Here is an 11,719-nt window from a genome sequence, read left to right as displayed (position 1 = left end):
CCCGACTCGTGAGCCATGGAACGTCGAACCTTCTTGCGCGCTTCGGCGCTGTCAGTCGGACTCACGGCAACCGCGACCGCGACCGCCTCCGCCGCGGACCCGCTGCGGGTGCAGGTGCTGATGTACGAGGGAGTCGAGGAACAGGACTTCATCGCACCGGTCGAAGTGCTGGGCCTCGCCGGCAAGCTCAGCAACGGCGCCATCCGCACCACGCTGGTGTCGACCAACCGCCCGCGCACCGTGACCTGCGTCCACGGCACCAGGATCGAGGTGCCGAACGGCTGGTCGCCCGGCGAGGCGGACATCCTCGTGGTCCCCGGCGGCGGTTTCACCAACCGCACCGGCCCCGGCGTGCACCAGGTGATCGCCGACCGCGCGTTCATCCGGCGGCTGGCCGACTCCGACGCGCTCCCGGTCGGCATCTGCACCGGCGCGATCATCCTGTCGGCCGCCGGGATCACCAGAGGACGCAACGCGACCACGCACTCCGGCGCCAAGGCCGAGCTCGCCGCCCAGGGCGCGACGGTGATCAACGCCCGCGTGGTCGACGACGGCGACCTGATCACCGGCGGCGGCATCACGTCGGGGCTGGAGGTGGCTTTGTACCTGGTTGAACGGTTCGTCGGTGCGCAGCTCGCGCAGCGCACGGAGACGGTGCTGGAGTATGAGCGGCGGGGGACGGTCTGGCGCCGCTAGCGGGTGTGGCCGCAGGGGTCCGCGGTGTCAGCGGTGCGGCGGTGTCAGCGGTGCGGCGGACCTCAGCCGTGCCGCGGCGTGCGCGTCGAGGCGTCACCACCCACCGGCCGCCCCGAACCCCGCCAGGACGCGCCTAAACCACCCCGACGTCCTCGTGGCCCTGCCCGCTGATCAGGTCCTCCCGCGCCCGAGCCACCCGCGACCGGACGGTCCCGATCGGGCAGCCCACGACCTCGGCGGCCTCGGCGTACGAGAGGCCCAGCACCTGGGTGAGCAGCAGGGCCTCGCGGCGTTCCGGCGCGAGGCCCGCGAGCATCACGTTGAGCTCGACCACGTCCTCGAACCCGGCCGAGCGGGCGTGCTGGGCGTAGCGGTCCGCGTCCGAGGCCAGCTGGTAGTCGGCCGACCAGGCGATCGACGGCCTCGCGACCGCGGCCCTGATGTGGTCGACGACGGTGCGCCTGGCGATCGACAGCAGCCAGGTGCGGGCGGAGGAGCGGCCCTCGAAGCCCGGCAGGCTGCGCAGGGCGCGCAGGTAGACGTCCTGGGTGAGGTCGTCCGCCACGCCGATGCCGCCGAGGTGCGCCACCAGTCTCCAGACGTCGCGCTGCGTCAGGCGGATGAACCGCTCCAGCGCCTCGCGATCACCGGCACCGGCGGCCAGCGCGCACGCTGTGACCGCCTCGTCGTCACCCCTCGAAGTCGACACGGTTCGGCAGAGTAACCCAACGATCAAGATTGCTGGGAACTGTGAACGGTCTATACCCGACAATGTGGGTGTGGAGTGCAACATCTGCCGCGAAGCCCTGTCCGCGAGGCTCGACGGGGAACCCGAGGGCGTGCCCGCCGACCAGGTGGACGCGCACCTCGAGACGTGCGCGTCCTGCCGGGAGTGGCACGACAGCGCCGCCGCGCTCACCCGCACGCTCCGGGTGAGACCCGCCGCGCAGGTTCCCGACCTGGCCGCGGCGATCCTCGACGCCGCTCCGCCGGTCGTCCCGCCCGCGCCGCGCGGCTGGCTTTCCCGCGGGCTGTTGTGCGGTGTCGCGGTCGCCCAGATCACGCTGGGCCTCGCGCAGGTGCTGGGTGTCGGCACGTCCGCGCACGGCGGCCACACGGCCGGTGTCGACAGCAGCCACCTGTTCAACGAGAGCACCGCGTGGAACCTCGCACTCGGCCTCGGTCTGCTGTGGACGGCGCTGCGCCCGGTGGCGGTGGCGGGGATGTTGCCCGTCACGGCCGCGTTCGTGGCCGTGCTGATCCCCTACTCCGCCAGCGACCTCGTCAGCGGCACGGCCACCGCGGCGCGGGTGTTCTCGCACTCACTGCTGCTCGTCGGGTTGGTGTTGCTCGCGTTCGTGCACTTCGGCGAACGCGGGCCGGGCGACCGCACCTCGTTGCGGGACAACGGCACCGCGACGGGCGACGCGGCCGGCACGGCGGAGCGTGCTGGACGTTCGCGCGTGCGGCGCCGGGTCAGGTTGCGGCCGGTGAGCCGGCGTGACGCGGCCTGAGCTTCAGCCCTCGATGCGCGCACCTACCTCGGCCAGCGCCCTGGTGACGGGTTGGAAGAACGTCACACCGCCGCCGCGGCAGTCACCGCTGCCGCCGGAGGTCAGCCCGATCGCGTCGCCGTTGCGGGAGAAGAGCGGCCCGCCGCTGTCGCCGCCCTCCGCGCACACGGTCGTCTGGATCAGGCCGGTGACGCGGCCCTCGGGGTAGTTGACCGTGGCGTTGAGGCCGGTGACGCGGCCGGAACGCAGTCCGGTCGTGCTGCCCATCCGCTGGACCTGCGTGCCGACCCGGGCCTCGGCGGCGCCCCGGATCCGCACCGTGCGGCCGTTGCCGGTGTCGACCTCGCTGGGCGCGTCGGTGTTGCGGTTGTTGTAGGTGAGCAGCGCGAAGTCGCCGTTGCCGGGGAACGTCGACTCCACCACGGTCGCGGCGGCTCTGCCGTTCGGCGACAGGGAGAACTGCCTGCCCGCGCCGGTGCAGTGGCCCGCGGTGAGGAAGCCGGGACGGCCGTCGCCGGTGACGACGTTGAAGCCGAGCGAACAGCGGTTGCCACCGGCGAAGATCGCGTCACCACCTTCGGCGAACAGCCGGAACGTGCCGGGCGTGCGCCGCAGCGTCACCCCGGCGCCCATCGCGTCCACTGTGGACTTGAGGGTGTCCCACCTCGTCCCCGTCACGGTGCTGTCCGCCGTGACGAGAACCTCGTTCGTGGCCGGGTCGACGGCCCACGCGGTGCCCGGCACCGAGGCCTTCTGCCGCAACGTCTCGGTGGCCTGCGCCGGAGCCGTGCGCTGCTCGGGTGCCGCCTGGCTCGCGGTGAACGTCGTGGCGGTGATCGCCACGGCCACGAGGCCGATGGCGCCCGCGATCACCTTGGCCCTGCGCCCGTCATCGTGGTGCTTGCCCATGTCTGGGTGTACGTACAGCGGCGCGTCGCGGTTTAGATCAGCTTGTGAGCGCGTACGTCAAAGGGTCCTGACGAAGTGGAACGCGGTGATGACGTAGCCGGAGGTCAGGTAGCGCCGGTGCGCGTCGTGCCGCGGCGTCCCGGAGTCGAGGTGGACCGCCGCGCAGCCGAGACGGCGGGCCTCCTCGTCGACCCACCGCAGCAGGGCGCCCGCGTGGCCCTGCCTGCGTGCGGACGGAAGCGTGCTCAGGTCGTCGACGTAGAGGTGCGACCCGGCATAGAGGTTGGTCATGTGCCGGAACCCGGCGACCGCGACGACACGGCCGTCCGCGTCGAAGGAGGCGGCGATCCGGTAGCCCTCCCGCCGCTGGGCCCGCACGAGCTCGACGAACTCGTCGACGTCGGTGAGGTGCGGCCGGAGCTCGCGCAGCGCGTCGAAGGCCAGCGCGGTGTCCGCGCCGTCGAGCTCGGCGATCGTGATGGTGTGCTGTGTGGTCACGGTGATGATGTTCGCCGAGGAAGTGGCCTCTCAGTAGCCCCATTTCAGGCATAAACCAAGAGGCCACTTCTCGGCCAGAGGTGTGGCGGCCGCAGGGATGACCATCGCCGCACCGACGACGACCGTCACCAATGCCGTGGAGAGCAGGGATCTTCTTCTTCGCACGGTCGAGCTCCTTCGCTCCTGATGCAGGGTCAGGCGACGGTAGCTGGCGAAATCCCGGGCGACATCCGGTCGTTCGGATGGTTGTCGCCACGGTTGACGTGCGGAGATCCGGACGGTCAACCGGGCCAGCGCGCGTGGTGCTCGTCGATGCGGAACTCGTGCGTGTGCGTCCACACACCGCCCGCGAGATCGCGGTGTTCGTGCTCGACGACCTCCGGGTCGTGCGTGGGCCACAGCCGTAGCGCGCCGAACGCACCGATCGCGGCGAGTGAACCGAGCACCACGAACGCCGTCGTCACGCCGGCGGTGGTGGCGACCCAGCCGGCGAGCGGGTAGCAGAGCAGCCAGCAGGCGTGAGACAGCGCGAAGTCCGCGGCGAACACCGCGGGCCGGTCCCGGGGATCGGCGGAGCGCCGCAGCAGCCGGGCGCCCGGCGTGAGGGCGAGGGAACACCCCGCGCCGATCAGTGCCCACAACAGCAGCAGCGCCGGCCAGTCCCCGGCGAACACCGCACCGGCCATCAGCACGACGACCAGCGTGCCAGCCGCGCGCAGCACGACGACGCGGTCCTCGAAGCGGTCGAGCAGCCCGGGCAGCACCAGGGCTGCCAGCAGTGACCCGGCACCGTTGGCCGCGAGCGCGACCGCGACGTCGGACGCGTCACGACCAAGCCCGTCGCGCACGTGCGCGACGGTGTTCACGAACACCATCGACCCCGCGGCCGCGGCGGCGAGATGCACGGCGAGGAGGCCGCGCAGCCGTGGCGTGGCAAGGTAGATGTGGATGCCGCGTGCCGTGGCCTCGTACCGGCTGCTCTTGCGGCGCAACGGCTTCGGCCGTGGCAGAACGACCGAGGCGACGAGCAGTGCCGACGCCGCGAACCCGATCGCGGTGCCGAGGAAGAGCTGGTGGAAGCTCACCAACGCCAGTGCCGCCGCGGCGAGCGCGGGACTCAGCAGGCTCTCCAGGTCGTAGGCCATGCGGGACAACGTGATCGCGCGGGTGTACTCGCGTTCGCCGGGCAGCACGTCCGGGATGGTCGCCTGGAACAACGGCGTGAACGCGGCCGATCCCGCCTGCAGCAGGAAGATCAGGACGTAGACCTGCCACACCTCGCCGACCCACGGCAGCGCCACCGCCACCCCTGCCCGCAGGAGGTCGAGCGCGACCAGCACCGCCCGGCGGGGCAACGCGCCGAGCAGGGCGGTCGCGATCGGCGCCACCCCGACGTAGGCGACCATCTTGATCGCCAGCGCGGTGCCGAGGACCGCGCCCGCCTCCGCCCCGGCGAGGTCGTAGGCCAGCAGCCCCAGCGCGACGGTGGCCAGTCCCGTTCCGGTCAGCGCGACGATCTGGGCACCGAACAGTTTCCGGTACGACGGATCGCGCAAAACGGAAATCACCGCCGCACTATAGGCACCGGAATAAGTTTGCGTCGACGGTGCAACAGCAGATCAATGGCAACAGCAACACATTCCCGACAATTCTTCGATACGGTTTCCCGGTGACCGGACACTCCGCGCTGGACGACACCAGGACCTCCTACGACGCCGTCGCGTCCCTCTACGCCGAGCTCTTCACCGACATGCTCGAGACCCGGCCGCTCGAACGGGCGATGCTCGCCGCGTTCGCCGAGCTCGCAGGTGGCCGCGGGCCGGTCGCCGACCTCGGTTGCGGCCCCGGCCACCTCACCGCGCACCTGCGCTCGCTCGGGCTGGACGTGTTCGGTCTCGACCTCTCCCCCGCGATGATCGCCCTGGCCCGTGCGGCGAATCCGGACCTGCGGTTCGACGAGGGTTCGATGACCGAACTGGACCTCGCCGACGGAGTTCTCGGCGGCATTCTCGCGTTCTACTCGGTCATCCACACGCCGCCACAGCAGGTACCGGCCGTGTTCGCCGAATTCTGCCGCGTGCTGGCACCGGGCGGGCATGTGCTGCTCGGGTTTTTCGCCGGTGACGATCCCGAGCCGCAGGAGTTCGACCACAAGGTGACACTCGCCTACCGATGGTCGCCCTCGGGCCTCATGGACCTGTTGCGGCAGGCCGGTTTCGCCGAGGTCGGGCGGATGATCCGCGAACCGGTCGAGGGCGAGCGGTTCCTTCAGGCCCAGCTGCTGGTGCGCAAGGACTAACGGAAGACGACGGTGCCGTTGCCGTTGAGCAGGACGCGGTGCTCGCAATGCCAGCGGACCGCGCGCGACAACGCGAGGGCCTCGGCGTCACGACCGGCCGCGGTGAGGGCGCGCGGGTCGTAGGAGTGGTCGACCCGCAGCACCTCCTGTTCGATGATCGGCCCCTCGTCGAGGTCGGGGGTGACGTAGTGGGCCGTCGCGCCCACGTACTTCACGCCGCGGTCGTAGGCCTGGTGGTAGGGCTTGGCGCCCTTGAAGCCCGGCAGGAACGAGTGGTGGATGTTGATGACGCGGCCGGCGAGCTTCGCGCACAGGTCGTTGGACAGCACCTGCATGTACCGGGCCAGGACCACGAGGTCGGCCTGGTACTCGTCGACGAGCTCGACCAGGCGCTGCTCGGCGAGGTGCTTGGTGTCGGCGGTGTTGGCCACGTGCACGAAGTCGAGCCCGGCCGCCTCCGCCATCGGGCGCAGGTCCTCGTGGTTGGACACGACCGCCGCGATCTCGCCGCCGAGACTGCCCGCGCGCCAGCGGAAGAGCAGGTCGTTCAGGCAGTGGCCGGCCTTCGACACCAGCACGAGCACGCGCGGCCGCCGCTCGTCCCACAGGTCGAAGTCCATCTCGAACTCCGCCGCCACCGCGGCGAACTCCCGCGCGAGGTCGTCCACTTCGGTGGTGGAGCAGGAGAACGCGGTGCGCAGGAACAACTTCCCGCGCACGTCGTCGTCGAACTGCTGGTGCTGCACGATGTCGCAGCCGTGGTCGACCAGGAACGAGGTCACGGCGTGCACGATGCCCGCTCGTTCCGGGCAGTTCAGGGTCAGGATGAACTGTGGCATCACGGCACCGCCAGGTACTCGGTGCACGCGTCGGCGATCCAGGCGGCGAGATAGTCGGCGAACGACGAGCGGACCAGGAGCGTGAACCGGTCCTCGCCCGTCACCTGCAGGACGACTCCCGTCCTCGCGAGCAGCGTCTGCACGCAAGTGCCGACGGGAGCCGCAGACGGGTGCAGGTCCACGGAACATCCGTGAGCCAGCACGTCCCGGACGAGCGGCCCTTGAAGGACCACGGTCGTGCGCTGAGCCGAAGTGTCCACAACGGACCCTCTCGCGTTCCCGAGCGCGCCACGCAACACCTCCTCGATCGTGACCTGCAGGTCGGGCGACGCCACGACCAGGAACTCGTCGGGACCCATCCAAAGCACCTCCACGTCCCCGAACGCCCCGGAGCCGGAGGTGAAGGTGCAGGGAACAGCAGGAAACCGAACGCCCAGTGCCGTTCCCATCGCCGCGATGGCGTCCGGTTCAGACGCTCGGACCGTGAGCTGCGAATGGAACGGGTGCTCGGCGACGGTCAGCACGGGGGCGAGCACCGCCAGCCGGTCGGTCCAGGCGGCGAGGGGGCTAGCCGTCACGACGGGCTCCTTCCTTGTCGTACAGCACGGATTCGGTGACGGTGACCGGCACCAGCGAGTCTTCGACGGGTACGTAGAGCGTCTCGCCGATGCGTTCGTGGCCGGACCTCACCAGCGCGAGGGCGAAGGTGCGGCCGAGCGCCGCGCTGGGGTAGCTGGACGTGACGTGGCCGAGCATCCGGACGGGCGGTTCGGGCAGCCGGTCGGTCTCGACGATCTGCGACCCCTCCGGCAACAACACCGAGGGATCGACAGGCAACAACCCCACCAGCTGCTTGCGGTCCGTGCGGTTGTTCTCGGCGCGGGCGAACGAGCGTTTGCCGATGAAGTCCGGCTTCTTCTTCGACACGGCCCATGACATGCCGAGGTCCTGCGGCGTGACCGTCGCGTCGGTCTCCTGCCCGATGATCGGGTAGCCCTTCTCGGCGCGGAGCACGTGCATGGTCTCTGTGCCGTACGGAGTGATCCCGTACTGCTCGCCCGCCGCCATCAGCGCCTCCCACACGGCGAGGCCGTGCCACGCGGTCACGTTGATCTCGTAGGCGAGCTCGCCGGAGAAGCTGATCCGGCACACCCTCGCGGGGACGCCGGCCACCTCGGTGTCGTGCCAGGTCATGAACTCGAACGCCGCGTTGCCGACGTCGAGCGAGGGCGCCACCGCGGCGAGCACGTCGCGGGACCTGGGGCCCACCAACGGGATCGTGGCCCAGTGGTCGGTGACCGAGGTGCAGTGGACGTCGAGGTGCGGCCACTCCGTCTGCAGCCACTCCTCCATCCAGTCGAGGATCTTCGCCGCGTTGCCGGTGGTCGTGGTGACGAGGTACCGCTGCTCGCCGACCCGGATCACCGTGCCGTCGTCGATCACCATCCCGTCGACGCCGCACATCACGCCGTAGCGGATCCGGCCGACCTTCAACGTGCTCATCATGTTGGTGTAGAGCAGGTCCAGGAACTGCCCGGCGTCGCCGCCCTGCACGTCGATCTTGCCCAGCGTCGAGCCGTCCATCATGCCGACGCTCTCGCGTGCGGCCCGGCATTCGCGCAACACCGCGGCGTGCAGGTCCTCGCCTGGCTTCGGGTAGTACCAGGGCCGCTTCCACTGGCCGACGTTCTCGAACAGCGCCCCGTGCGCGACGTGCCACGGGTGGATCGCCGTGACGCGCACCGGGTCGTGCAGCTCACCGCGGTCCCGTCCGGCCAGCGCGGCGAACGACACCGAGGTGTAGGGCGGGCGGAACGTCGTGGGCCGCTGGTCCGCGAGCTCGACACCGAGCGCCTCGGCGACGATGCCGGCCGCGATCATGCCCGACGTCTTGCCCTGGTCATGCGCGGTGCCGATGGTCGTGTAGCGCTTGATGTGCTCCAACGACCGCAGACCCGCGCCCGTCGCCCGCAGCACGTCCGCGACGGTCGAATCCCTTTGCAGGTCGACGAAGCTCGCGTCGTCGTCACCCGGAACCCGCCACAGCACCAGACCGGACCGCGACGTGCACCGCGAGTCCGACACCGGCAGCGGGACCTGGCCGCCGGGCCTGAACCCGGCCGCTGATGCCGCCGCCGAGCCCGCTTCCCTGCCCTGGCGCGCGCAGGCGTTCAGGTCGAGCTCACCGGACGCGGATCCCGCGACGCGAACGGACGCAAGCTCCTCGCCCGGTACGAAAGCACCGAGAACCGGGTCGTAGCACAGCGTTCCGCGCGCCTGGCTGAACAGGCTGACCACCGGGTTCCAGCCACCCGACACCAGCAGCGTGTCGCAGGCGATCTTCTCGCCGCCGACGTGCACCGCGGTGACCCGGCCGGCCCCCTCGGTTCCGGTCACGACCTGTCCGGCGCGTACCTCGATGCCCCGGGCCGCACACTCCGTGGCGAGCCTGGCGGGAGCCTCCTGGCGGGCGTCGACGACCAGCGCGATGTCCACTCCGGACTCGGCGAGGTCGATCGCCGCGCAGTACGCGCTGTCGTTGGTGGTGAACACGACAGCCCGCGCACCGGGCAGCACGCCGTAGCGGTGCAGGAACGTGCGGGCGGACGAGGCCAGCATGATCCCGGGGCGGTCGTTGCCGGCGAAGACCACCGGACGTTCGTGCGCACCGGTGGCGAGAACGGTCTGCCTGGTCCTGATCCGCCACACGCGCTGACGAGCCCTACCGGCGGGCGCCGCGAAGCCCAAGTGGTCGGTGCGCTTCTGCAGTGCCAGCACGAACCCGTCCTGGTACATGCCGAACGCCGTGGTGCGCTCCAGCACCAGCACGCCCGGCGTGCTCTTCAGCTCCGCGACGATGTCGGCGACCCACTCGGCGGACGGCCGGTCGTCCAGGTACTCGTCCACGCCCAGCAGCGCTCCGCCCGCCTGGTTCTGCTCGTCCACGAGCACAACACGAGCGCCACTGCGGGCAGCGGTCAGAGCGGCGACCAGGCCGGCGGGTCCGGCACCGACGACCAGGACGTCGCAATGCTCGTGCTTCGCGTCGTACCGCGCCGGGTCCGGTTCGGCCGCCAGCCGTCCCTGACCGGCCAGCCCGCGTGCCACCAGGCCGTCGTACAGCTCGACGGTCGTGGCGAGCAGCATCGGTTCGGAGAAGGGCGCCTCGACCTGCACCAGCGACGTCGGGTCCTCGGAGCCCGCCGCGACGATGCCGCGCGGCCGGCCGAGCTTCACGCTGCTGCCGATCTCGTGCACGCCGTTCGCGAGGAGCGCCGACGCGAGCGTGTCGCCGGGGTGCCCGGTGTACGACCGGCCGTTGAAGGTGAAGCGCAGCACCGTGTTCCGGTCGATCGTGCCGCCGGTGCTCGTGCGGAGGTTCATGCGGTCACCTCGGGCATGGGCTCGCCCACGCGGTAGACGGCGAGCAGGTCGTGGGTGCGGGTGTCGCGCACAGCGTTGAACCACCGCCGGCACCCGGCGTGGTGGCTCCAGCGCTCGGCGAACGGACCGCTCGGGTTCTCCCGGAAGAACACGTACTGGGCCCACTCCTCGTCGGTCAGCGCCGACGGGTCCTCGGGGTAGGCGACGTGGGCCTGGCCGCCGTAGTGGAACTCCGCTTCCTCGCGCGGCCCGCACCACGGACACGGGATGAGTTGCATCGTCAGCTCCTGCCCAAAATTCGAGGTGTCAGTGCGCGACGGCGGCGGCGCCGTGCTCGTCGACGAGCGCGCCGGTGGTGAAGCGCTCGAGGGTGAACGGCTCGTTGAACGGGTGCGGCTTGTCGTGGGCGATGGTGTGCGCGAAGCAGTCACCGACACCGGGCGTGGCCTTGAAGCCGCCGGTTCCCCAGCCGCAGTTCAGGTACAGCCCGCCGACCGGCGTTAGCCCGACGATCGGCGAGGCGTCCGGGCTGACGTCGACGATGCCCGCCCACGTCCGCAGCAGGTGGGCGCGGGCGAAGATCGGGAACAGCTCCAGCGCCGCCGCCATCTGCTGCTCGATGATGTGGAACGAACCCCGTTGGCCGTACCCGTTGTAGCTGTCGATGCCGGCACCCATCACGAGTTCTCCCTTGTGCGCCTGGGAGACGTAGACGTGCACGGCGTTCGACATCACGACGGTCGGGTGCACGGGCTCCAGCAGTTCGGAGACCAGGGCCTGCAACGGGTGCGACGCGAGCGGCAACCTGATCCCGGCCATCCTCGCGAGCACCGAGCTGTGCCCGGCCGCGCACAACGCGACCTTGCCGGCGGCGATGCGGCCGCGTGACGTCTGCACGGCGGTGATCCGGCCCTGCCCCGTCTCCAGCCCGGTGACCTCGCAGTTCTGGATCAGGTCGATGCCCATCGCGTGCGCGGCCCGCGCGTAGCCCCAGGCCACGTAGTCGTGCTTCGCGATGCCCGCGCGCGGCTGGTAGGTCGCGCCCAGGACCGGGTAGCGGACGTCGGGCGAGGTGTTGACGATCGGGCAGATCTCCTTGACCCCGGCGGGATCCACCCACTCCGCGTCGATGCCGTTGAGCCGGTTGGCGTTGACCCGCCGCACGCTGTCCCGCACGTCCTGCAGGCTGTGCGCCAGGTTCAGGACACCGCGCTGGTCGAACAGGATCGGGTAGCCGAGGTCCTCCTCGAGCCCCTCCCAGAGCTTCAGCGAGTGCTCGTAGATGCCGGAGCTCTCGTCCCACAGGTAGTTCGACCGGATGATCGTGGTGTTGCGGGCCATGTTGCCGCCGGCCAGCCAGCCCTTCTCCAGCACCGCGACGTTCGTGATGCCGTGGACCTTCGCGAGGTAGTAGGCGGTGGCGAGGCCGTGCCCACCGCCGCCGACGACCACGACGTCGTAGGAGGCCTTCGGTTCCGGGTTCTCCCAGAGGAAGTCCGGGTGCTCCGGCAGGTGCGCCCCGGGCGGCTGAGCCGAGCTGGTCATGCGCGACGCCTCCAGCGTGGTCATCTGGTCGACTA

At 70.7% G+C, this 11,719-nt stretch carries 12 protein-coding genes; 3 read left to right on the top strand and 9 right to left on the bottom strand.

What is annotated here, in order from left to right:
* The first annotated feature begins 15 nt into the window (after window positions 1-15).
* Complete coding sequence (locus ACRSBM_RS14125; RefSeq protein ID WP_434443761.1) at window positions 16-696, top strand: DJ-1/PfpI family protein; 681 nt, start codon at window positions 16-18, stop codon at window positions 694-696.
* Between the two features lie 133 nt (window positions 697-829).
* Here ACRSBM_RS14125 and sigC read toward each other — a convergent pair whose 3' ends face one another.
* On the bottom strand, window positions 830-1,405 hold the full coding sequence (gene sigC / locus ACRSBM_RS14120) for an RNA polymerase sigma factor SigC (RefSeq protein WP_434443758.1): 576 nt from the start codon (window positions 1,403-1,405) through the stop codon (window positions 830-832).
* A 70-nt stretch (window positions 1,406-1,475) separates the two neighbouring features.
* On the opposite strand from sigC, the gene ACRSBM_RS14115 reads away from it, so the two are divergent.
* Entirely contained in the window at window positions 1,476-2,210 is a 735-nt protein-coding gene (locus ACRSBM_RS14115; protein ID WP_434443755.1) for a zf-HC2 domain-containing protein, read from the top strand.
* Window positions 2,211-2,213: 3 nt separating this feature from the next.
* Here ACRSBM_RS14115 and ACRSBM_RS14110 read toward each other — a convergent pair whose 3' ends face one another.
* The 3 genes from ACRSBM_RS14110 to ACRSBM_RS14100 all read right to left on the bottom strand — a co-directional run bounded on the left by ACRSBM_RS14110 (window position 2,214) and on the right by ACRSBM_RS14100 (window position 5,185).
* The gene (locus ACRSBM_RS14110) at window positions 2,214-3,119 is read right to left on the bottom strand and encodes a S1 family peptidase (protein ID WP_434443753.1); all 906 of its coding nucleotides are present in this window, start codon (window positions 3,117-3,119) and stop codon (window positions 2,214-2,216) included.
* Between the two features lie 57 nt (window positions 3,120-3,176).
* Entirely contained in the window at window positions 3,177-3,617 is a 441-nt protein-coding gene (locus ACRSBM_RS14105; RefSeq protein WP_434443750.1) for a GNAT family N-acetyltransferase, read from the bottom strand.
* Between the two features lie 281 nt (window positions 3,618-3,898).
* Window positions 3,899-5,185 carry an MFS transporter gene (locus ACRSBM_RS14100; protein ID WP_434443747.1) on the bottom strand — a complete coding sequence of 429 codons (1,287 nt, stop codon included), beginning with the start codon at window positions 5,183-5,185 and terminating at the stop codon, window positions 3,899-3,901.
* Window positions 5,186-5,367: 182 nt separating this feature from the next.
* Between ACRSBM_RS14100 and ACRSBM_RS14095 the strand changes: the two genes are divergently transcribed.
* Window positions 5,368-5,916, top strand: coding sequence for a class I SAM-dependent methyltransferase (locus tag ACRSBM_RS14095; RefSeq protein ID WP_434453075.1), 549 nt, complete (start codon window positions 5,368-5,370; stop codon window positions 5,914-5,916).
* On the opposite strand, the gene purU is transcribed toward ACRSBM_RS14095, so the two are convergent.
* From purU to ACRSBM_RS14070, 5 genes are read right to left on the bottom strand one after another with little or no spacing between them, the layout of a single operon-like run.
* The gene (gene purU / locus ACRSBM_RS14090) at window positions 5,913-6,755 is read right to left on the bottom strand and encodes a formyltetrahydrofolate deformylase (RefSeq protein WP_434443744.1); all 843 of its coding nucleotides are present in this window, start codon (window positions 6,753-6,755) and stop codon (window positions 5,913-5,915) included. The genes ACRSBM_RS14095 and purU overlap by 4 nt on opposite strands.
* Window positions 6,755-7,333, bottom strand: a complete 579-nt coding sequence (locus ACRSBM_RS14085; protein WP_434443742.1) for a sarcosine oxidase subunit gamma — start codon at window positions 7,331-7,333, stop codon at window positions 6,755-6,757. The genes purU and ACRSBM_RS14085 overlap by 1 nt, the downstream gene beginning before the upstream one ends.
* Entirely contained in the window at window positions 7,323-10,139 is a 2,817-nt protein-coding gene (locus tag ACRSBM_RS14080) for a 2Fe-2S iron-sulfur cluster-binding protein (RefSeq protein ID WP_434443740.1), read from the bottom strand. Before ACRSBM_RS14080 ends, ACRSBM_RS14085 begins: the two co-directional genes overlap by 11 nt.
* Window positions 10,136-10,417, bottom strand: a complete 282-nt coding sequence (locus ACRSBM_RS14075; protein WP_434443738.1) for a sarcosine oxidase subunit delta — start codon at window positions 10,415-10,417, stop codon at window positions 10,136-10,138. Before ACRSBM_RS14075 ends, ACRSBM_RS14080 begins: the two co-directional genes overlap by 4 nt.
* A 28-nt stretch (window positions 10,418-10,445) precedes the next feature.
* Window positions 10,446-11,684: a sarcosine oxidase subunit beta family protein gene (locus tag ACRSBM_RS14070; protein WP_434453074.1), complete on the bottom strand. Its 1,239-nt coding sequence runs from the start codon at window positions 11,682-11,684 to the stop codon at window positions 10,446-10,448.
* Window positions 11,685-11,719 lie beyond the last annotated feature (35 nt).

Origin of the sequence: Lentzea xerophila (assembly GCF_051094245.1) — a bacterium.
Taxonomy (GTDB): domain Bacteria; phylum Actinomycetota; class Actinomycetes; order Mycobacteriales; family Pseudonocardiaceae; genus Lentzea; species Lentzea xerophila.
Note: the sequence above shows the minus strand (reverse complement) of the source record. Positions and strands in the feature narration are given on the sequence as shown.